Raw genomic sequence first — 21,225 nt, forward strand, 5'->3', positions numbered from 1 at the left:
GACTGACCTCGAAGGAGAGTGCACATGCGCATAGCCCTTGCTGCTACCTGCATCGCCGACGCCATGTTCCCGCAGGCCCCGAGGGCCGTCGTCACGCTACTGGAGCGCCTGGGCCACGAGGTCGTGTTCCCGGCCGGGCAGGCGTGCTGCGGCCAGATGCACGTGAACACCGGCTACCTCGCCGAGGCAGTTCCGGTGGTCCAGAACCATGTGCGCACGTTCGCGCCGGTGACCGACGGCGAGTGGGACGCCGTCGTCGTGCCGTCCGGTTCGTGCACGGGATCGATCCGGCACCAGCAGGCGATGGTCCTGGACCGCGCAGGTCTGGCGGCCGAGGCGCGCACGGCCGCCGCCGTCGCCGAACGCACCTACGAGCTCTCCGAGCTGCTCGTCGACGTGCTGGGCGTGACCGACGTCGGCGCCTGGTTCCCCCACCGGGTCACCTACCACCCCACCTGCCACTCGCTGCGGATGCTCGGCGTCGGCGACAAGCCCGAGCGCCTGCTGCAGGCCGTCGAGGGTCTGGAGCTCGTTCCGCTCGCGGAGGCGGAGGGCTGCTGCGGCTTCGGCGGGACGTTCGCCCTGAAGAACTCGGACACGTCCACGGCGATGCTGCAGGACAAGGTCGCCACCGTCGTCGACACGGGGGCCGAGGTGCTCACCGCAGGCGACTGGTCGTGCCTGATGCACATCAGCGGCGGCCTCTCGCGGGGCGGCACGGGCGTGCGGCCCATGCACCTGGGGGAGATCCTCGCCTCCACGCGGGAGGCACCGACCGCGCCGAGCGGGCCGGGTGCCGTCCGGTCCGCCGCCGGCCGCGCCGCGGCGGACCCGGGGGTGGCCCGATGAGCACCTTCCTCGGCATGCCCTCAACCCGCGACCGCCGCGGCCCGAGCCCGCAGGCCGCCCCGGGGACCCTCTCCGGCGTAGGCCGCCCCGAGGACCCGCTGCACTGGGGCGCCTCCTTCCCCGACGCCGCGAAGGCAGCCCTCGACAACGACCAGCTGCGCCGCAACCTGGGCAAGGCGACGTCGACCATCCGGACCAAGCGAGCCCGTGTGGTCGACGAGGTACCCGACTGGGAGGCCCTGCGCGACGCCGGGTCGGCCGTGAAGACCGACGTCATGGCCCGTCTGCCGGAGCTGCTCGAGGAGCTGGAGCGCAACGTCACGGCGCGCGGTGGGGTGGTGCACTGGGCGCGGGACGCCGCAGAGGCCAACCGGATCGTCGCTTCGCTGGTCCGGGAGAAGGAGACCGACGAGGTCGTCAAGGTCAAGTCCATGGCGACCCAGGAGATCGGTCTCAACGAGGCGCTCGCCGAGGAGGGCATCGCCGCGGTCGAGACGGACCTGGCGGAGCTCATCGTGCAGCTCGCCGACGACATGCCGTCACACATCCTGGTGCCGGCGATCCACCGCAACCGCACCGAGATCCGAGACATCTTCCTCGAGCGCATGGCCGACGCCCCGCCCGACCTGACGGACGTCCCGCGTGAGCTCGCGATGGCGGCCCGCGCGCACCTCCGGCGCAAGTTCCTGTCGGCGAAGGTGGCGATCAGCGGCGCCAACTTCGCCGTCGCGGACACCGGGACGCTCGCCGTGGTGGAGTCGGAGGGCAACGGCCGCATGTGCCTGACGCTGCCCGAGACCCTGATCACCGTCATGGGCATCGAGAAGCTGGTCCCGACCTTCGACGACCTCGAGGTGTTCCTCCAGCTCCTGCCGCGGTCCTCGACCGGGGAGCGGATGAACCCGTACACCTCCATGTGGACCGGAGTGACCCCTGGGGACGGGCCGCAGGAGTTCCACCTGGTGCTCCTCGACAACGGCCGCACCAAGGTGCTCGCCGACGAGGCGGGCCGTTCGGCACTGCACTGCATCCGCTGCTCCGCGTGCCTCAACGTCTGCCCCGTGTACGAGCGGGTGGGCGGCCACGCGTACGGCTCGGTCTATCCCGGCCCGATCGGCGCGATCCTTACCCCGCAGCTCACCGGCGAGAAGTCGGACCTGCCGTACGCCTCCACGCTCTGCGGCGCGTGCTACGAGGTGTGCCCGGTCAAGATCGACATCCCGTCGATCCTCGTCGAGCTACGGGCCCGCGAGGTGTCCCTGACCGCAGGCTCGTCGGGAGACACCGCCGACCGGGTCTGGAGCGCAGCCATGAAGGCGGCGTCCTTCGCGATGGCCGACGGCGCCCGCTTCCGCCGAGCCGCCCGGGTACCGCGACTGCTGCGCGCGATCTCGCGCAACGGGGTCATCAGGAAGCTGCCGTTCCCCGGCTCGCTCTGGACGCGCTCCCGGGACCTGATGGAGCCACCGAAGCAGACGTTCCGCGACTGGTGGGCGGGGCGGGAGGAGCGACCATGACCGACGCGAAGGCAGAGATCCTGTCCCGCATCCGCGCGGCCCTTGGCTCGGACGGCGGTTCCGTGGCAACACCCGCAGTGCCCCGCGGGTACCGGTCGGCCGGCGAGCACTCGCCGGGTTCCGACGCGGTGCTGGACCTTCTGATCGACCGGCTGGAGGACTACAAGGCGCACGTCCACCGGGCGACCCCCGCGGAGATCCCGGCACTGCTCGCGCGGCTGATCGACGAGAGGTCGGCAGAACGTCAGGAGGTCGGCAGCCCGGGCGACCGATCACCTGACGTTCTACCGACCACCCCGGGCGGGCGGAGGCGCCGCTCCGTCGTGGTGCCGGACGGGGTGGACCCCGCGTGGCTCGCCGCCGCGCCGGACGTGGACGTGCACACCGACTCGCACGACGCTCCCCTGTCGGCGACCGAGCTGGACGCGGTCGACGTCGTCGTGACGGCGTCGCGCGTTGCCGTCGCCGAGACCGGCACCATCGTCCTGGACGGCAGCCCCGACCAGGGCCGGCGCGCGATCTCCCTGGTGCCCGACGTGCACGTGTGCGTGGTCCGGACCGACCAGGTCGTGCAGACGGTCCCTGAGGGGGTGCGCCTGCTCGGCACGGACCCCGGCCGGCCCCTGACCTGGATCAGCGGGCCGAGCGCGACGAGCGACATCGAGCTGGACCGCGTGGAGGGCGTGCACGGGCCAAGGACGCTGCACGTCGTGCTCGTGTCCTGACCCGTCAGGGGTGCAGCCTGGCCCCCTTGACCACCTTGTCAACGACCCGCCGCTCACCCGCGGCCGCCACCCCGACCAGGTCGAGCTTCTCGGTGGCGACGCTCGCGACGGCGGCCCGGTTGTCGACGTCGTTCCCCGTGGCGAACAGGTCGGCCGTGTAGACACCGATGCGCAGGCCCCGCGCGCCGGCGCGCTCGCGGATCGAGGCAAGCCGGTCGCCGTCGGCCACCATGACCATCACGGGCGTGCCCAGCATCGCGAGGTACTCGCGCCCGTCGGCGTCCAGGTAGGGCTCCCCGACCAGCTCGGGGTACGCGGCGGTCACGGCGCTGGCCAGGAACGCTGTCACGTTCCCCTCCTGCCAGCCCAGCAGGTCGTCCCGCAGGACGATCACGATCTTGGCCTGTTCGAAAGTCATACCGCTCACAGTGCGGCCTCGAGCGGACCCGAATCTTGTACGTTCTTGACATGGGTTCGCTCGGATCGGCCGCGGAGACGGCACCGGACGCGGTGCACGCCTGGCGGCCGGGGATCGCCGGCGTCGCCGAGGTGCTGCACGCCGCCTGGCACGAGCACGCCTACCCCGCCCACACGCACGACACCTGGACCGTGCTGATCGTCGACAGCGGGCTGATCGGCTACGGCCTGGACGGCCACGAGCACGCGGCGCAGCACACCGGGGTGACCGTCCTGCCGCCCGGCGTCGTGCACGACGGCCGGTCGGTGACCGCTGCAGGCTTCCGCAAGCGCGTCGTCTACCTGGAACCCGCGGTGCTCGACGACGGCCTGGTCGGCCGGGCCGTCGATGCGCCCCTCGTCCTCGACGACACGCTCCGCGCCCGCTTCGCCGGCCTCGACCGGGCGCTCACCGTGCGCGAGGACCTCGCGGCAGAGAGCCTGCTCGCCCTGGTCACGGAGGGTCTGGCGTGGCACCTCTCCGGCCGCCCGACGCCGCCGCGCGAGCCGGCCGCCACCTCGACCGCCCGCCGGGCCCGCGACCTGCTCGACACCGACCCGGCACGTCCCGTCCGGCTGGCGGAGGTCGCCGCCGCGCTCGACGTCACGGTGCCGCACCTGGTCCGGGCGTTCACCCGCGAGGTCGGTCTCCCGCCGCACCGGTACCTCGTGGGACGGCGCCTGGACCTGGCCCGGCGCCGGCTGCTGGCCGGCGAGCCCGCCGCAGAGGTCGCCGTCGCCACGGGGTTCCACGACCAGGCCCACCTCACCCGACACTTCCGCCGCCTGCTGCGCACGACACCGGGCCGCTACCAGCGGGGGTCCCGAAGGGAACATCTCACGCCTGCGGGGACGAGCTAACAGCGTGCGGCACGCCCGCCGTCCGGAAGAATGGCCTCTCGTGACCGACCCTGCGCCCGAGCCCACCCTCTTCGACCTCCCGCCGGGTACCCGGCGTCCCCGGGCACGGGTCGTGCTGCTGACCGGGCCGTCGGGCTCTGGCAAGACGTCGCTCACGCAGCGGCTCGGCCTGCCCGTCGTGCAGCTCGACGACTTCTACCTCGACATCGACCACCCGGGCCTCCCGCAGCGCTACGGCAGCGTGGACTGGGACAGCCCGGCGACCTGGGACGCCAAGGGCGCGCTCGCCGCGCTGCACGACCTGGCCACCGAGGGGCGCGCCGACGTTCCCGTGTACGACATCCCGACGTCGCGCCGGACCGGCATGCGCAGGCTCGACATCGGCGACTCGCCCCTCATCCTGGCCGAGGGCATCTTCGCGGCGCACCTCGTCGACGAGTGCCGCGCCGAGGGCCTGCTCGCCGACGCGATCTGCCTGTCCCGTCCGCGGCTGGTCACCTTCTGGTTCCGGTTCCTCCGGGACGTCGCGGAGGCGCGCAAACCGATCATCACGTTGCTGCGTCGCGGGACCTCGCTCCTGCGCGCGGAGCCTGCGATGATCGAGCGGTGGGTCGCGCTGGGCTGCCGTGAAACTTCACCCGCCCAGGCGGAGAAGGACATCCGCGGGCTGCTTGTTCAAAAGTCCTCGAACGCGTAATCCACGTGTAACCGGATTGCCATGTAGCCCACACGCGTGGGGCTCACTCTGGGCACTGGAGGTGGTGTCTGTGATCCAGCGCAACGGTTTGCGTGTGCTCTCGCTGTACGAGGGCTTTTTCAGCGGTGGGGCTCGTGTCCTGCACTCGACAGTGGTCGCCGGTCTGCATCAGGGCGGCCGTCAGCAGCATTCCGTGCTGAGCCTGCACCACGAGGTCCGGCGAGAGGCCACCCTCCAGCGGATGGAGGACGACCCCCGCTACCGTGCCCTCCGCGCGGCCGGCGTCCGCATCGGTTCCCTGGGCCGGAGCACCGACGCGGGCCACGACCCCCGCGTCTTCACCGAGGCGGAGCTCCGGACCGCGGTTCGCCAGGCCGCCGGCTCGCACGTGGTGCTCTCGCTCAAGGAGCAGCCGCTCCGGCTCGTGAACCAGGACGCGTTCCCGGACCGCCCGGTGATCGCGTGCCTGCACCGGTCCGACCCCGAGCACCAGGGCGACGCCCTCGGTGACCTCCTGACCGCTGCGCAGCGCGGCCGGCTCGCCGCCGTCGTCTGCTGTGCGGAGTCCACGCGGGACGCCTACCGTGAGGCCGGCGTACCCGCCGACCTGCTCCGGGTGGTGCCGAACGGCATCAACCTCGCCCGGTTCCGGCCGGTCCAGGGCGCGCGCCGGCTCGCCCTGCGCGGCGCGGCCGGAGTGCCGAGCGACGCCACGGTGGTGGTCTACGCCGCGCGGTACGACGAGATGAAGAACCCCGAGCTCTTCCTCCAGTCGGCCCGCACGTTCCTCGAGCTCGATCCAAAGGGCCACGTGCTGATGTGCGGCGCCGGGATGAGCTCGGCGAACCCCGACCTGCGGAACGACCTCGTCCGCATCTTCGGCGACCGCCCCGACCTGCTCGAACGCCTGAACCTGCTGGGGGTGCGGCACGACATGGAGCTGGTCTACGCGACGGCCGACGTCGTCGCGCTCACCTCGACGTTCGGCGAGGCAGCGCCGCTGTGCCTCATCGAGGGCTCGATGTGCGGGGCGGTGCCGGTCACCACCCCCGTCGGCGACGCGACGTCGATCGTGGAGCGCATCGGGTTCGTGACGTCGTTCGAGCCGACCGAGATCGCCGCGACCTGGATCGAGGCAGCGGCCCGGCGCGAGGAGCTGGAGTCCGCGCGGACCGCCGTCCGGCCCCGGTTCAGCCACGTCCGGATGATCGCCGGCTACTCGAGCATCATCGAGCGCACGCACCGCGAGGCGGCACTGAAGCCGGCCCGCGTCTGACGTCGCCGACCGCGCCACGAGCGGTCGGCAGCAGGTCACGTGGCCGGCATTCGGTGTTCCGACCACGTGACCTTCTGCCGATCACCCGGCGTGGTGCCCCGCCGACCGCCCGGACACGGCAAGATGACCTCATGTCCGACGCCCCCGTCACCCTGAGTCAGGTCGCCCGCGAGGCAGGCGTCTCGCTCGCCACGGCGTCGCGCGCCATCAACGGGAGCGCCACGCGCAGCGTCCGCCAGGACCTGCGCGAGCGCGTCCTGGAGACGGCGCGCCGCCTCGACTACTCACCGGACCCGAGCGCACAGGCCATGGCTCGCGGCCGGACGTCGGCCCTCGGGCTCGTGGTGCACGACATCGCCGACCCGTACTTCTCGACCATCGCGGCAGGCGTGACGCGTGCCGCCGAGCGCGAGGGCCTCATCGTCACCCTGGCGTCCACCGAGCAGCGGCGGGACCGCGAGGTCGCCTTCGTCGAGCTCGCGCGGCGCCAGCGGTCGCGCGCGATCATCCTTGCGGGCAGCCGGCTCGTGCCGCCGGAGGACCTGCCAGGGACCATCCCTGCGGAGGCTGTCACCCAGATGGAGAGCGACGCGAAGGCCCTCGAGTCCGCGCTGACCTCCTTCCGGGAGGGCGGCGGCGGCGTGGCGACGATCGGCCAGGGCGTCGGCGACCTGCCCGTCGTGGAGATCGACAACGCGAGCGGCGCCGGAGCCCTCGCGCGAGCGCTCCACGATCTCGGGTACCGCCGGTTCGGGGTGCTCACCGGTCCGCTCGGCCTGCGCACGGCCGCCGACCGCACCACGGGGTTTCTCGACACGCTCGGCGCGCTGGGCTGCCCCGCGCTGGATCGCGACGTCGTGCACGGGAACTTCACGCGCGACGGCGGGTACGCCGCGATGACGGACCTGCTCACGCGCACCGGGACCGCGACGGCCGAGCCTCGGCCGGACCGGCCGGAGGTGGTGTTCGCCGTCAACGACGTCATGGCGGTGGGCGCGATGGCGGCGGTCCGCGACGCGGGTCTCCGGGTCCCCGACGACGTCGCGGTGGCCGGGTTCGACGACATCCACACCCTGCGCGACGTGTCCCCCGGCCTCACGACCGTGCGGATCCCGCTGGACGAGGTCAGCGAGGCGGCGACCATGCTGGCACTCGGCGCCGAGGCGTCCGGCACCGTGGTGCAGGGTGAGGTCGTCCTGCGTGACTCCACCCCGCGTCGGCAGTCTCCCGCGAGGTCGTGACCTTGCTTCGAGGTCGGCACAGGCCTGTGCCGACCTCGAGGCGAAGCCACGACCTCGCCGCGGGCATTTCCCACTGTCCCGGGGTGCGGTAGGGTACTTCGGAAAGCGCATTCCCAGTTACGACGATGGAGTCTCGCCCGTGACCACACTTCGCATCGCCATGAACGGCGTCACCGGCCGCATGGGTTACCGCCAGCACCTCGTGCGCTCGATCCTGCCGATCCGGGACCAGGGCGGCGTCACGCTCCCCGACGGTTCCCGGGTCCAGGTCGAGCCCGTGCTGGTGGGCCGCAACGCGGACAAGCTCAAGGAGCTCGCCGAGCTGCACGACGTCGAGCACTGGACCACGGACGTCGACGCCGCCATCGCGGGCGCCGACATCGTGTTCGACGCCGCCATGACCAACCTGCGGCCCGCGACGCTCGCCAAGGCGATGCGCCAGGGCAAGCACGTCTACACCGAGAAGCCGACGGCGGAGACCCTCACCGAGGCCATCGAGCTCGCACGGCTCCAGGCCGAGACCGGGGTGACCGTCGGCGTCGTGCACGACAAGCTGTACCTGCCGGGCCTCGTGAAGCTGCGCCGCCTCGTGGACGAGGGCTTCTTCGGCCGCATCCTCTCGCTGCGCGGCGAGTTCGGCTACTGGGTGTTCGAGGGCGACTCGCAGGCCGCCCAGCGGCCCTCCTGGAACTACCGCAAGGAAGACGGCGGTGGCATGACCACCGACATGTTCTGCCACTGGAACTACGTGCTCGAGGGCATCCTCGGGCAGGTCAAGACGGTGACCGCCAAGACGGTCACGCACATCCCGACCCGCTGGGACGAGTCCGGCAAGGAGTACGCCGCTACCGCCGACGACGCCGCGTACGGCATCTTCGACATCACCACCCCGGGCGGGGACGACGTCGTCGCGCAGATCAACTCGTCCTGGGCCGTGCGCGTGTTCCGCGACGAGCTCGTCGAGTTCCAGGTGGACGGCACCCACGGCTCCGCCGTCGCGGGCCTGCGCGAGTGCCGCGCCCAGCACCGCTCGCACACGCCCAAGCCCGTGTGGAACCCGGACCTGCCGGTCACCGAGCCGTTCCGCGACCAGTGGCTCGACGTCCCGGCGAACGCCGACCTCGACAACGGCTTCAAGCTGCAGTGGGAGGAGTTCCTGACCGACGTCGTCGCCGGTCGGCCGCACCGGTACGACCTGCTGTCGGCCGCGCGCGGTGTGCAGCTCGCCGAGCTGGGGCTGCAGTCGTCGGCGGAGGGTCGCCGGCTCGACGTCCCGGAGATCGCGCTGTGAGCGGGGCAGCAGTCGCATTTCCCGTGTTCGACGGCGACGGCCGGGTCACCGGTTCGGAGACCGTCGAGCTGAGGGCCCCCGGGCCCTGGACGACGCCGTCGCGGCCCATCGAGTCCCGCGTCGCCTTCGCGGCGGCCCACGTGGTGCCGCAGATCGGGGCGGAGAACGTCCCGGGTGCGCCCGCCGTCGTCGACTGGGACTCGACCCTCGCCTACCGGCACCGGATCTGGGAGCACGGGCTCGGCGTCGCCGACGCGATGGACACGGCCCAGCGCGGCATGGGGCTCGACTGGGCTGCGACCCAGGAGCTCGTGCGGCGCTCCGCCGCCGAGGCGGCGTCCGTGCACGCGCGCGTCGCCTGCGGCGCGGGTACCGACCAGCTCGCGCCCGACGTCGTCGCCGGGCTGGAGCCGGGCAACGCCGGACTGGCCACGGTGGCCGACGCGTACCGCGAGCAGGTGCACCTCGTGCAGGACGCCGGGGCGCAGGTCATCGTCATGGCCTCGCGCGCGCTGGCGAAGGTCGCTCGCGGGCCCGAGGACTACGCCCGCGTGTACGACGCCGTCCTCGCCGATGCCGAGCAGCCGGTGATCCTGCACTGGCTGGGCACCATGTTCGACCCGGCGCTGGCCGGCTACTGGGGCTCGGACTCCGTGGACGACGCCACCGCGACGTTCCTCGACCTGGTCCGCGCCCACCAGCCCCGCATCGACGGCGTCAAGGTGTCGCTGCTCGACGCCGCCCACGAGGTGGGCCTGCGGCGGTCGCTGGCGGCGCTGCCGCCGTCGGACACGGGGACGAGGCCCAGGCTGTACACCGGGGACGACTTCAACTACCCGGAGCTCATCGCCGGCGACGCGCAGGGCCACTCGGATGCGCTGCTCGGCATCTTCGCGGCGGTCTACCCGGCCGCCTCGACGGCGCTCCAGGCGTTCGACGCCGGGGACGCCGAGGGCGGGCACAAGATCCTGGCCTCGACCGAGGCGCTGGGCCGGCACATCTTCGCCGCGCCCACGTACTACTACAAGACAGGCATCGCGTTCCTGTCCTGGCTCAACGGGTTCCAGCCCGGGTTCTCGCTCGTGGGCGGGCTGCACTCCGGCCGGTCGCTGCGCCACCTGGTCGAGCTGGCCCGGCTGGCCGACGGCTGCGGGATGCTGCTCGACCCGCCCCTGGCCGCCGCCCGGCTGCAGGCGTTCCTGACGACGAACGGGGTGACCGCATGAGCAGGGCCTCCCTGAACACCGCTACGGTCAAGCACGCTTCGCTCGCCGAGGCGTGCCAGGCGGCGGCCGCAGCCGGTTTCGGTGCTGTCGGGCCGTGGCGTGACGTCGTGCAGGCGGTCGGCGCACCGCAGGCGGCGCGCATCATCGCCGACGCCGGGCTCCGCGCGTCGTCGCTGTGCCGCGGCGGGTTCCTCACCGCGGCCGACGACGCCGGGATCCGCGCCGCGCTCGACGACAACAAGCTGGCGATCGAGGAGGCGGCGACGATCGGCACCACGGAACTGGTCTTCGTCGTCGGGGGGCTGGTGGGTTCGACGCCGGGCGGCGCACCGACGTCGGCCGTGGACCGCGACCTGGTCTCCACGCGTGGCCGGGTGGCCGACCGGATCGCCGACCTGGTGCCGTTCGCGGCCGAGCACGGGGTGCGGATCGTGCTCGAGCCGCTGCACCCGATCTTCGCCGCCGACCGGGCGGTGATCTCCACGCTCGCGCAGGCGCTTGACCTGGCGGCGCCGTTCGCGGCGTCCGAGGTGGGGGTCGTGGTCGACACCTACCACGTGTGGTGGGACCCCTCGCTGCGCAGGTCCATCGCACGCGCCGGACGGGAGGACCGCATCGCGTCGTACCAGGTGTGCGACTGGGCGCTGCCGCTCGCGGCCGAGCCCTTGAACTCGCGCGGCCACGTGGGCGACGGGTACATCGACTTCGCGACCATCACCGGCTGGGTGCGCGACGCGGGGTACGTCGGCGACATCGAGACGGAGATCTTCAACGAGGAGATCTGGGCCCGCCCGACGCAGGAGACCGCGGCGACCGTGCTGGACAGGTACGAGAGCCACGTGGCCCCGCACCTGTAGCTCGTCGCACGCGACGCGAACGTCGCGAACGCAGATGGTCGGTAAAAGGTCAGGTGTTCGGCACCCCCGGGGTGCCGAACACCTGACCTTTTACCGATCACTCGGGCGTCGGAGCTAGCTCGCCGGGCGCAGGACGAACCTGCAGATGCCCCAGACCGCGTACAGCAGCGGGGCGGCCGCGAACCCCAGGCCCACCACCGGGCGGGCCGCCAGGAGCGACACCAGAAGGCCGAGCACGACCAGGGCCCCGGCAGAGAGATACCAGCGCCGCACCCCGAGCACGAGGGCCGCGAGCAGCACGTCGCGCAGGCGCGCGCCCGGCATCTCGGGCACGGCGGCCAGGGCGAGCACCGCGGTCAGCACAGCCACGACGCCGAGCGTCACCAGCACCGGGATCGCTACCGCGCCGGCGGTGCGGCCCCAGAAGAACGCCACGTCCACGGCCGCAACGACGACCGCCCCCGTCGCGAGCGCGCCGATCGCCAGGCCGCGGCGCAGGTGCCGGCGCCACGCGAGGGCGAAGGTGCGTACCACCCCCGTCGACCCGTCAGCGCTGAAGGCGCCGAACACCGCGAAGGCCGCGACGAGGGCAGGGCCAAGCAGCGGCGCTGCCAGGGCGAGGTACGGCCAGGTCGCCGCGGGATCCGTCAGCGCGACGAGCACGACGAGGGGCAGGCACGCGACCGCCAGGAGCAGGTTCGTCATCAGGCCCGTGTACACGGTCCCGAACACCAGCTCGTAGGTCTCGGGCCCGATCAGGGGCCGACGCCGCGGCGCGGTGTCGGCGGCGGCAGCCCCCGACCCCGCGCCGCCGGCGACGCCTGCGGAACTCATCCCTTCACGCCCGTCGTCGCGATGCCCTGGATGAAGTAGCGCTGACCGAACAGGAAGATGAGCGCGATCGGCAGCACCGACAGCACGGAGCCCGCCATGATCAGCGCGTGCTCCGCGTTGTACTCGCCGACGAACGACTGCAGGCCGAGCTGGATGGTCCACAACGGGCGCTCGCGCAGGTAGATGAGGGGACCGAGGTAGTCGTTCCAGGTCTGGACGAACGTGATGATCGTCAGTGACGCCAGCGCCGGGACCGACAGCGGCATGATGATGCGCCACCAGATCCCGTACTCCGACAGCCCGTCGATACGCGCTGCCTCCGACAGGGATGCAGGGATGGACTCGTAGTACTGCTTCATCAGGAACACGCCGAACGCGCCGAACGCCTGCAGCAGCATGATCGCCCAGAGGGTGTTGTTCAGCCCCCAGCCGGAGAGCATCTGGAACTGCGGGATCATGTAGGACTGCCACGGCACCGCGATGGTCCCGATGTACAGCAGGAACAGCGCGTCCCGGCCGGGGAAACGCATCTTGGCGAAGCCGTAGGCGGCGAAGCTGCCGGTCAGCACCTGCAGAAAGGTCACGGCCACGGACACGACGAGGGTGTTGCGCACCCAGGTGACCATGTCGGCCTTGACCCAGATGTCGACGTAGTTGCGCCACTGCACAGGATCCGGGATCCACTGGACCGGCGCCGTGAACACCTGGTTGTTGAGCTTCAGTGACGAGATCACCATCCAGGCGAACGGCAGCATGATTCCCGCCGCCGCGACGATCATGGTCACGTAGAGCAGGACCCGGCCGGACTTCCGGAGCGCGGACGTACGGGCGGCCATCACGCATCCCTCCGCTTGTTGTACAGGAACTGCACCACGGTCACGAGGATGCAGATGAGGAACAGGACGACGGCGATCGCCGAGGCGTACCCGAACTGGAACTGCTCGAAGCCCTTCTGGAAGATGTACTGGCTGAGCACGAGGGTCGCCTGCCCCGGACCGCCGTCGGTCATGACGAGGATCAGGTCGAAGACCTTCAGGCTCTGGATCGTGACCATGACGGTCACGAAGAACATGGTGGGGCGCAGGCAGGGCAGGGTGACGTTCCAGAACCGCTGCCAGGCGCCGGCGCCGTCGATCCGGGCGGCCTCGTGCAGCTCGGTCGGCACGGTCTGCAGGCCGGCCAGGAACAGGAGCATGTAGTAGCCCATGTCCTTCCAGGTGCCCACGATGATCACTGCGGGCATGGCCCAGTCCTTTGAGACCGTCCAGCCGGGTACCTCACCGCTGGTGAACAGGCCCAGGAACTGGTTGATCGGCCCGAACTCGGGGCTGAACAGCATGTTCCACACCACGGCGACCGCGACGATCGACGTGATGTACGGGAAGAAGGCCACCGTGCGGAAGAACGCGGCACCGCGCAGCTTCTGGTTGAGCAGCAGCGCGAGGCTCAGGGACACCACGATGGTGATCGGAATGTGCAGCGCGGCATAGTAGAACGTGTTGCCGAGCGCTATGTGGAAGCTCTTGTCGCCCACCAGCCGCGTGAAGTTGTCGAGGCCTACCCACGTGGCGGTCCCGAAGATGTTCCAGTCCGTCAGGGACATGTAGAACAGCGTGAAGACCGGCACGAGGGTGAGCACCGCGAAGCCGAGGAAGTTCGGCAGGATGAAGGTCCAGCCGATCAGCGCGTTGCGCAGCTTGAGCGACGTACGTGGGGTCCTGAGCGGCGGCGGTTGCGCGGGCTGCGTGAACCCGAGGGTCCGCTGGTTGCCGACGACCGGTGTCGTCATGGGGTGTGTCTCCTCTTGGGTACGTGATGGTTCCGTGGCCCGCGCGGGCCAGCTCTTGGTTGTGGGCGCGACCGTTGCGACCATGCGTCCAGGCGCGACGATCGCGCCCACAACCAAACGAGGGTCAGCCGACCTCGTTGGCTACGCGCTCCTCGGCCTCGGTGATCGCCTCGTCCACCGGGGTGGACTCCGACATGACCGCCGAGTGCATCTCGCCCAGGATGGTCTGGATGGATGCCGTGTTCTGACCGACCGGGTTCTCCGGCAGGGTCTCGTGCGTGGTGTAGGAGAACCGGGACAGCTCGTCCTGCGGCACACCCTCCAGCGAGAAGATCGCGTCGGCCACGGCGTCGTCGATCAGGGCGGGCGTGATGCCGATCTCGGCGAGCGCGGCGGCACCCTCGGGGCCGGCGGCGAACCGCAGGAAGTCCTTGGCGGTCTCGATCTTCGACTCGTCGATCCCCGCGTTGATGCCCATCGTCGTCGGGTCGCCGAAGGTGACCGGGGTGTTCTCCGTGCCGGTCGTCGACTCGTCGAGCTGCGGGATCGGTGCGATGCCCCACTCGAACTTCTCGGCCGCGCCAGACTCCTGCTCCGCGACCAGCGTGCCGATGTACCACGAGCCCATGGGCATCATCGCGGCCTTCTGGGTGCCGAACTGCGCCTGGTAGGTCAGCTCGTTCGTGGTGACCGTCGCGAAGGACGGCTGTGCGCCGTCGCCCTGGGTCGCGAGCTCACGCTCGTAGTAGGGCGCGAGGAACGAGAAGTCCCCGCCGTCCAGCGCGGCGCCTTCGGTCTGCGCGAGCGCGAAGCCCTGCACGGTGGACTGCCAGCTGTGCAGGTAGGTACCGGTGACCTGCTTCTCGTCGATGCCCTTGGTCAGCTCCTCCGCGGCGGCGGCGTAGTCGTCCCAGGTCCAGGACCCGTCGGGCAGGTCGACGCCGGCCTGCTCGAACAGCGCCTTGTTGTAGTACAGCAGCCACGAGTCCTGGCGGTAGGGCACCGCGTAGGTCACGCCGTCGACCGACATCGGCTCCAGGCCGCCCGTCGCGGGGTCGAGCTCCGCGGCGACGTCCGAGATGTCGAGCAGCGTGCCACCCTCGGTGAAGGTGACGTAGTTCTTCAGGTTCTTGACGATGAAGACGTCCGGCGCCGCACCGGCGGACAGGTCGGCGGTGAGGGCGGTGTCGTAGTCGTCGCCCGCGGGGTACTCCTTGAGCTCAACCGTGACGTCCGGGTTGGCCTCGTGGTACGCGTCTGCGAGCGTCTGGAACTCCGGCGTGGACGCGAAGTCCCAGCCGGCCAGGCTGATGGTGACGGGACCTTCTGCGGCCTCCGGCTCGGACTCTCCGCCGCACCCCGTCAGGGCCAGCGACGCAGCGGCGGCAATGCCGACCGCGCTCATGATCTTGCGGTTCATCTCTACTCTCCTTCGAGTGATTTCGTTCCTACGACGCCCCGATGGTGACCACCGGGAGCGTGTGGTGGTCAGGGCAGGGTTGCCGTGGTCTGTTCCCCGTCCGGCCAGGTCACGGCGGCCTGTCCGGCGGTGAGCTCGAGGCGCGGTTGCCCGATGGCGGGCGTGCGCGCCAGGTGGATGCCGACGGCGGTCCAGCCGTCGGGGACCGGCGCGTACCGCGACCAGGGGGTGGTCGTCGGGCCGGCCAGCAGCGTGGTGTCGTCGGACGTCGTCTCGCCGCACACCGGCGCGACGTCGCCAAGGAGGGGGACCAGGGTCGAGACGAGCCCCGGACCGGCGGCCCAGCCACCGACGCGCAGCGCGACGGCGTCGGCCGAGCTCTCCGAGACCCGCACCAGACGCACCTCCCAGGGACCGCGGACGAGGGACACGGTGGTGATCCGTCCCGCGGACGTGGACTCCCCCGCTCGGCCGGAGCCGTGGTCCGGGGCGGTGAGATCGGCCTCGATCCAGTGCGCGTCGGCAGCGGAGGCGAGTGCGACCCCTACCCCGCTCGTCGAGAGTGGTTCGAAGCCGGTGCGGTGCGTCGCCCGGCCGGCGTCGTCGAGCAGCACCACCGACTGGTCCAGGGGCGAGGTCCAGGCCTCGGCGTCGAGCAGCGGCGCGGTCGCCGTCGAGTAGGCGAGCCGCGCGTACAGGGGCGAGTCACCGCCGTCGGACCCAGGGATCGCGTGGTCGGTGCCGTGGTTGATCACGCGCGCGATCCCGTCGTCCCGCGTGGTGCTGATCACCCAGCCGGGCGCGCCTGCGACGGTGAGCACGTCGCCGATGTCGGCGGGGAGCGGCTCGGGCGCGGCCGTCCACACCTCGTGCGACGCCGGGAGCGCGAGGCCCAGCAGGCCCTTGCTCGCCCAGTAGGGCGATCCGGGGCCGCTGTACCGCTGCGCGATGGGGCGCCACGGGTGGTGCCAGCCGAGGGTGAGGAGGCCGTCCGGCCCGGGTACGTCGTTGTCGGCGAAGTGCCGCACGATGCGCGTCGCCGCCTCCCGGAGCTGACCCGGCCGGCCGACGCCGGCGAGGGCGCCGGCCCAGAAGGGCGCAGCGGCCGCGAACCGGTAGGTGAGGCTGCGGCCCTGGATCAGCGGGGCGCCGTCGGACCCGACGAGGGCCAGCGCGTCCTCGAGGTAGCGCTCCAGGTGCTCACGGTCGCTCGCGGACCGGACCGCCAGGTCGTCGCCGGCTGCCGCAGCGACCTCTGCCGCGCCGGACATCCGCGCCCACAGGGCCGGGTACAGGTGCAGCGCCCAGCCCGCGTAGTGGTCGAAGCTCCGCTCGGGGCCGTCGGCGAACCAGCCGCCCGGGCGGCGGAACCGGTCGTGCGCGGCGAGGTCGTGCACCACGTCGTCGGCCGAGAACGGGCCGCCGACCGACCGCAGGAAGGTCTCCACCACGATCCGGAACCAGACCCAGTTGTTGTCCGGGTAGTCGGGGTCGCCCACCACGGAGGCGAGGTAGTCGACCGTGCGCTCCTGCACGTCGGGTGTGAGGCGGTCCCAGATCCAGGGGCGCGTCAGGTCGAGGATCAGGGCGAGGGAGGCGGCTTCGACCTTGGCCTGGCCGTGCTCCTCCGGCCGAGTCCAGCGCTCCGGGTGCGCGGAGTCGGTGCCGGCGGCCAGGCCTGCCGCGTACCGCTCGGCGAGACCCGTCGGGTCAGCGCCGTCCTCCCCCGCGAGCCGGAAACCGGCCAGCAGGAACGTGCGCGCGAACCCCTCGAGGCCGTCGACGGCGGTGCCGTACCCGCCGGGCGTGCCGGGCAGGGTGATGAGCGAGCCGCTCGGCGAGGCGTAGGGCCGGACCCCGGCCAGGAGCCGGTCGGCATACCCCCCGAGCCAGGCGCGGGCCTCTGGCCCGCTCGCCCCTGACCTGTCCGGCGCCGGGGTGACCGGTGTTTCTGATCCGTGGCGGCTCATGCGACGAACTCCATGTCCGCGCGGGTCACGGCGCTCCGCGGCGCATCGCCCCGCGCATACCGCTCGAGCTCGTCGAGCGCGGCGGCGGTCATGCGCCGCGTCTCCGTGCCGAGCGACCCGGCGATGTGCGGCGTGATCATGACGTTCGGCAGGTCGTACAGCACGGACGACGCAGGCAGCGGCTCCGGCTCGGTGACGTCGAGCATCGCGTAGATGCGACCGGTCGCGCACTCGCGCTCCAGCGCGGCGGTGTCCACGACGGCACCGCGCGCGGTGTTGATCAGGGTGGCGCCGTCGGGCATGAGGGCCAGCTCGCGCGCGCCGATCAGCTTGCGCGTCGAGGGCAACTCCGGGGCGTGCAGGGAGACGATGTCGGACGCCGTCAGCAGCTCGTCGAGCGGCACCAGGCGGGCACCGGCCGCCGCAACGGCGGCGGGGTCGGCGAACGGGTCGGCGACGAGGATCTCGCGGGTCTCGGGTCCGGAGCCCGGCACGGTCAGGCGGGCGACCACCTGCCGCCCGGTCCGGGAGAAGCCGATGATCCCGACGACCTGGTCGCGGTTGGAGAGCACGCCGTGCTCACCCAGGTACGACCAGTCGTCGCGCCGGGTGCGGGCGAGGCTCGCGAGGAACGGTGCCTTCTTGCCCGCCATGAAGATCGCGGCCACCGTGAACTCCGCGACCGGCAGCGCGTTCTCCGCGACGGCGTTGGTGACCAGCAGCCCGCGCTCCCACACGGCATCGGACACGAGCGGCCGGACGGTGCCTGCGCAGTGCAGCACGGCGCGCAGGTTCGGTGCGAGGTCGAGCACGTCCGAGGTGACCCGTGGGGCGCCCCACGACGTGAGGAGCACCTCGACGTCAGCCAGCCGCTCCTTCGCCTCGGGCGTGTCGTAGGCGGTGACGCGCACCGGCTCGCCGAGCAGCGCGAGCTCACGCAGCCGGGTGTCCTCCTCCGGACCGAACTGCATACGCCGCGCTCGGTCATCCATGACGAGCAGGACCTCAGGTCGCCGCACCACCGCTCTCCTCTCCATCGAGTATCACGTTCACCTGAACCATCAGACGAACAGTTCCGATCAACTACGATCGAACGATGGCCCATTGAAGCCCACGCTGCACACACTTGGCAAGCCCCTGGCCCTTTTCGATGAGTTCCTATACGATCATTTTCGATCACTGGAGGACAGCACATGACAGCAGCGTCGCTGCCTGCTCCCGACGTCGCCGACCGGAGCTTCTGGGCGTCCTGCCGCGTCGTCGAGACCCTCGTGCCAACGCTCGCGACGGCCGACACCGAGCGCGCGACCCCTTGGCCGCAGACCCTCGCCTCGCAGTACGCCCGGTTCTTCCGCGACGGCGACCGCACCGTCTACGAGGCCCAGGTCGCCGCCCGGCACGCGCGCCTCACCCGCGCCACGCTGGCCGCACTGCTCGATCCGAGCGCAGAGCGTGTCGACGAGGTGGTCGACGGCGTGCTGCTGCTGTGCGAGCAGTCGACCTGGTGCTGGGCCGCGCACGACGACACGTTCGGCCGCTTCGGCCGGGTCACTCCCACCGTCACCGAGCCCTACCTCGACCTCGGGGCCGGCGAGGTGGCCGCGCAGCTCGCGTGGGTCGACCACCTGCTCGGTCCGGCGCTCGACGAGCGCGCGCCCGGCATCCGGTGGCGCGTCCGGCACGAGACGCAGGCACGGGTGCTGCGACCGTTCGCCGACCGGCGCGACTGGTGGTGGCTCGGCGTCGACCATCCGATCATGAACTGGAGCCCGTGGATCCAGGGCAACGTGCTCGCCGCCAACCTCGCGCTCGAGGAGGACCCGAGCCGGCGTCGGGCCGTCACCGCGCTCGTCGCGGAAGGGATCGCCGCCTACTGGGCCTCGCTGCCCGCCGACGGCGGGGTGGACGAGGGTTACCACTACTGGTGGCAGGGCGCCGCCCGCGCACTGGAGGCGCAGGATCTGCTCGGGTTCGCCGGGATCGAGCCGGAGCAGGCGGCGCTGGACCGCATCCGGGCGACCGTCGCCTTCCCGCACTCCATGCACCTCGGCGGCGACTGGTACGTCAATGTCGCCGACGGCGCCGCGCGGCCGCTCGCGACCTGGCCGTGGAACGTGCTGCACGCGTGGGCGCTGCGCGTGGGCGACGACGCCGCGGCACGGCACGCAGCCGCCCGTCGAGGGCTGCCGGGTGGCCTGTTCGACGAGCGCGCCTCCCTCCCCCGGGCGGTCCGGATGCTCTCCGACGCCGCATGGACCGAGGCACCGGCAGCCGCGCCGCCGCTGGTCGGGCGGGCGCTGTTCCCCTCGACCGGGGTCGCCGTGGCTCGCTCGGCGCCCGGGTCCGCACGCGGCGTCGCGGTGTCGGTCAAGGGCGGGCACAACGGCGAGAACCACAACCATGTGGACGTGGGCTCGGTCATCGTGGCGCTCGACGGCGTGCCCGTCGTGGTCGACGCCGGCAAGCCCACGTACCGCGCAGGGACCTTCGGGCCGGACCGGTACGAGCTGTGGGCGGTCCGGGGCGACTGGCACAACGTCCCGCGGGTGCGCGGCGCGGAGCAGGCGCCGGGCGAGCGGTTCGGCGCGCGTGGCTTCGAGGTGTCGGACGGCGAGGCGGACTCCCACCCCTGGCGCGCCCGGCTGGATCTCGCGGGGGCCTACCCCGTCGACGGGCTCGAGCACTGGTGGCGCGAGACCACGCTGGACCCGGACGCCGAGACGGTGACCGTCGAGGACTCCTGGACCTTCGCGGACGCGGGCGCCCCTGCGTCCGCCGACGGCCCGACGGCGTGGCACTGGCTCCTGGCCGGCGACGTCACGCTCACGCGGGGCGGTGCACTGGTCCGGTTCACCCCGGACGGCGGCCCGACGCCGGCCCGCACACTCGCCCTGACCTGGGATGCTGAGGCCGCCGACGCCGAGGTCGACCTGCGCGAGCTGGACGACCCGGAGCTGGCCGCCGTCTGGGGCGAGCACCTCACGAGGTTGCGGCTGACGGCGCGCGCAGAGGCGCCGTCCGGCACGTTCCGAGTAACCATGAGACCCACCGGGTCCGGACCGCAGGAGGTTGCATGACTGAGGAAGCGCCGCTCCCCAGCGAGCGTCGGGCGCGCCTCATCGCGCGGGTACGGGAGACCGGATCGGCGCGCGTGAGCGACCTGTCACGCGTGCTCGGCGTCACCCCTGTGACCGTGCGGCGTGACCTGGCCCTGCTCGTCGCCGACGGCACGCTGGAGAAGGTGCACGGCGGTGCCCGGATCCCGGCCCGCAGCACGGGCCTCGGTGCTCGCACCGGTGCCAGCACGGGTATTCCCCAACCCGGTGCGGCGTCGTCCGCCGGCGTCGACCAGCTGACGATCGGCATGGTCGTGCCCTCGATCGACTACTACTGGCCCGAGGTGATCCGCGGTGCCCGAGGTGCCGCGGACGGGGTCGCGCGGCTGATCCTGCGGGGCGCGTCGTACGACGTCGACCAGGTGCGGCGGCAGGTCGCGGCGCTCGTCGGGGACGAGGGCAGCCCGGGGGTCGACGGCCTGCTCGTCGCGCCGCCCGTCGAAGGGCCCGAGGCGACGGAGCTCGGCGAGTGGCTGGCTGGGCTCGACCTGCCGGTGGTGCTGATGGAGCGGCGGCTGGCGGCCGGACCGTACCGCGAGCCGCTGGAGTCGGTGGCCACCGACCACGCGCTCGGCTCCGGGACCGCCGCGCGCCACGTCGCGGAGCGTGGGCACCGGCGGGTGGGGCTGGTGACGTCGCGGACCAGTCCGCACTCGACCGCCGTCCGGCGCGGGTTTCTCGCAGTTGCCGACGAGCTGGGGCTCGCCGTCGTTCTCGACCTCGAGACGGTCCCGGTGTCCGACACCGGCTGGGCCGGCGAGGCCGCTGCCGTCCTGGACAAGTGCGCGGAGTCCGGCGCCACCGCGCTCCTGGTCCACTCCGACCGAGAGGCGATCTCCCTGGTGGAGCAGGCGCAGGAGCGCGGCGTGCGGATCCCGGCGGACCTCGCGCTCGTCGCCTACGACGACGAGGTGGCCGGCCTCGCAGATCCTCCGCTCACCGCGATGCGGCCCCCCCAGGGCAGCGATCGGGGCGGGCGCGGTGGAGCTCCTGACGCGCCGGCTGGGAATCGGCGAGGACCAGCCGGTGCGCCGGATCGAGCTGAGCCCTCGGCTCATGGTGCGCTCCTCGACGTAGGCCGGTGCGCCCGTACCCGAGAG

Annotated in this window: 18 protein-coding genes and 1 pseudogene; 12 read left to right on the forward strand and 7 right to left on the reverse strand. The window is 72.1% G+C overall.

The window, feature by feature from the left end; genetic code table 11:
• Positions 1-24 precede the first annotated feature (24 nt).
• Genes ACFS27_RS28755 through ACFS27_RS28765 form a run of 3 tightly spaced genes read left to right on the forward strand, consistent with a single transcriptional unit; the run spans position 25 to position 3,091 of the window.
• Complete coding sequence (locus tag ACFS27_RS28755) at positions 25-849, forward strand: (Fe-S)-binding protein (protein ID WP_377190715.1); 825 nt, start codon at positions 25-27, stop codon at positions 847-849.
• Positions 846-2,366, forward strand: coding sequence for a LutB/LldF family L-lactate oxidation iron-sulfur protein (locus tag ACFS27_RS28760; RefSeq protein ID WP_377190717.1), 1,521 nt, complete (start codon positions 846-848; stop codon positions 2,364-2,366). The genes ACFS27_RS28755 and ACFS27_RS28760 overlap by 4 nt, the downstream gene beginning before the upstream one ends.
• On the forward strand, positions 2,363-3,091 hold the full coding sequence (locus ACFS27_RS28765) for a LutC/YkgG family protein (RefSeq protein WP_377190719.1): 729 nt from the start codon (positions 2,363-2,365) through the stop codon (positions 3,089-3,091). The genes ACFS27_RS28760 and ACFS27_RS28765 overlap by 4 nt, the downstream gene beginning before the upstream one ends.
• Before the next feature lie 4 nt (positions 3,092-3,095).
• Here the strand turns inward: ACFS27_RS28765 and ACFS27_RS28770 are convergent, their stop codons facing one another.
• Positions 3,096-3,509: a DUF2000 family protein gene (locus tag ACFS27_RS28770; RefSeq protein WP_377190721.1), complete on the reverse strand. Its 414-nt coding sequence runs from the start codon at positions 3,507-3,509 to the stop codon at positions 3,096-3,098.
• A gap of 50 nt (positions 3,510-3,559) precedes the next feature.
• Between ACFS27_RS28770 and ACFS27_RS28775 the strand changes: the two genes are divergently transcribed.
• The 7 genes from ACFS27_RS28775 (at position 3,560) to ACFS27_RS28805 (ending at position 10,996) form a co-directional block, all read left to right on the forward strand.
• Positions 3,560-4,408 carry a helix-turn-helix domain-containing protein gene (locus ACFS27_RS28775; RefSeq protein WP_377190723.1) on the forward strand — a complete coding sequence of 283 codons (849 nt, stop codon included), beginning with the start codon at positions 3,560-3,562 and terminating at the stop codon, positions 4,406-4,408.
• A gap of 40 nt (positions 4,409-4,448) precedes the next feature.
• Complete coding sequence (locus tag ACFS27_RS28780) at positions 4,449-5,105, forward strand: uridine kinase family protein (protein ID WP_377190725.1); 657 nt, start codon at positions 4,449-4,451, stop codon at positions 5,103-5,105.
• Between the two features lie 70 nt (positions 5,106-5,175).
• Positions 5,176-6,381 carry a glycosyltransferase gene (locus tag ACFS27_RS28785; protein WP_377190727.1) on the forward strand — a complete coding sequence of 402 codons (1,206 nt, stop codon included), beginning with the start codon at positions 5,176-5,178 and terminating at the stop codon, positions 6,379-6,381.
• 131 nt (positions 6,382-6,512) lie between these two features.
• On the forward strand, positions 6,513-7,622 hold the full coding sequence (locus tag ACFS27_RS28790; protein ID WP_377190729.1) for a LacI family DNA-binding transcriptional regulator: 1,110 nt from the start codon (positions 6,513-6,515) through the stop codon (positions 7,620-7,622).
• 160 nt (positions 7,623-7,782) lie between these two features.
• The gene (locus tag ACFS27_RS28795) at positions 7,783-8,913 is read left to right on the forward strand and encodes a Gfo/Idh/MocA family protein (RefSeq protein WP_377191219.1); all 1,131 of its coding nucleotides are present in this window, start codon (positions 7,783-7,785) and stop codon (positions 8,911-8,913) included.
• Positions 8,910-10,139 (forward strand): dihydrodipicolinate synthase family protein, encoded by a 1,230-nt coding sequence (locus ACFS27_RS28800; protein ID WP_377190731.1) that lies wholly within the window; start codon positions 8,910-8,912, stop codon positions 10,137-10,139. Before ACFS27_RS28795 ends, ACFS27_RS28800 begins: the two co-directional genes overlap by 4 nt.
• Complete coding sequence (locus ACFS27_RS28805; RefSeq protein WP_377190733.1) at positions 10,136-10,996, forward strand: sugar phosphate isomerase/epimerase family protein; 861 nt, start codon at positions 10,136-10,138, stop codon at positions 10,994-10,996. Before ACFS27_RS28800 ends, ACFS27_RS28805 begins: the two co-directional genes overlap by 4 nt.
• Before the next feature lie 114 nt (positions 10,997-11,110).
• Here ACFS27_RS28805 and ACFS27_RS28810 read toward each other — a convergent pair whose 3' ends face one another.
• The 6 genes from ACFS27_RS28810 to ACFS27_RS28835 all read right to left on the reverse strand — a co-directional run bounded on the left by ACFS27_RS28810 (position 11,111) and on the right by ACFS27_RS28835 (position 18,028).
• Positions 11,111-11,830: a ferredoxin-NADPH reductase gene (locus ACFS27_RS28810; protein ID WP_377190735.1), complete on the reverse strand. Its 720-nt coding sequence runs from the start codon at positions 11,828-11,830 to the stop codon at positions 11,111-11,113.
• The gene (locus tag ACFS27_RS28815) at positions 11,827-12,666 is read right to left on the reverse strand and encodes a carbohydrate ABC transporter permease (RefSeq protein ID WP_377190737.1); all 840 of its coding nucleotides are present in this window, start codon (positions 12,664-12,666) and stop codon (positions 11,827-11,829) included. The genes ACFS27_RS28810 and ACFS27_RS28815 overlap by 4 nt, the downstream gene beginning before the upstream one ends.
• Positions 12,666-13,619 (reverse strand): carbohydrate ABC transporter permease, encoded by a 954-nt coding sequence (locus ACFS27_RS28820; protein WP_377190739.1) that lies wholly within the window; start codon positions 13,617-13,619, stop codon positions 12,666-12,668. Before ACFS27_RS28820 ends, ACFS27_RS28815 begins: the two co-directional genes overlap by 1 nt.
• A gap of 124 nt (positions 13,620-13,743) precedes the next feature.
• Complete coding sequence (locus tag ACFS27_RS28825) at positions 13,744-15,039, reverse strand: ABC transporter substrate-binding protein (protein ID WP_377190741.1); 1,296 nt, start codon at positions 15,037-15,039, stop codon at positions 13,744-13,746.
• 68 nt (positions 15,040-15,107) lie between these two features.
• Positions 15,108-17,009: a DUF2264 domain-containing protein gene (locus ACFS27_RS28830; RefSeq protein WP_377190743.1), complete on the reverse strand. Its 1,902-nt coding sequence runs from the start codon at positions 17,007-17,009 to the stop codon at positions 15,108-15,110.
• Positions 17,006-18,028 carry a hydroxyacid dehydrogenase gene (locus tag ACFS27_RS28835; RefSeq protein ID WP_377190745.1) on the reverse strand — a complete coding sequence of 341 codons (1,023 nt, stop codon included), beginning with the start codon at positions 18,026-18,028 and terminating at the stop codon, positions 17,006-17,008. The genes ACFS27_RS28830 and ACFS27_RS28835 overlap by 4 nt, the downstream gene beginning before the upstream one ends.
• A 174-nt stretch (positions 18,029-18,202) precedes the next feature.
• Between ACFS27_RS28835 and ACFS27_RS28840 the strand changes: the two genes are divergently transcribed.
• Together ACFS27_RS28840 and ACFS27_RS28845 are read left to right on the forward strand one after the other, a co-directional pair.
• Entirely contained in the window at positions 18,203-20,086 is a 1,884-nt protein-coding gene (locus ACFS27_RS28840; RefSeq protein WP_377190747.1) for a heparinase II/III domain-containing protein, read from the forward strand.
• Positions 20,083-21,072 (forward strand): annotated as a pseudogene (locus tag ACFS27_RS28845) (substrate-binding domain-containing protein); the annotation flags it as partial. The gene ACFS27_RS28840 and the pseudogene ACFS27_RS28845, both read left to right, overlap by 4 nt.
• Positions 21,073-21,225 lie beyond the last annotated feature (153 nt).

It is taken from the genome of Promicromonospora vindobonensis (genome assembly GCF_042685865.1).
Lineage (GTDB): Bacteria > Actinomycetota > Actinomycetes > Actinomycetales > Cellulomonadaceae > Promicromonospora > Promicromonospora vindobonensis.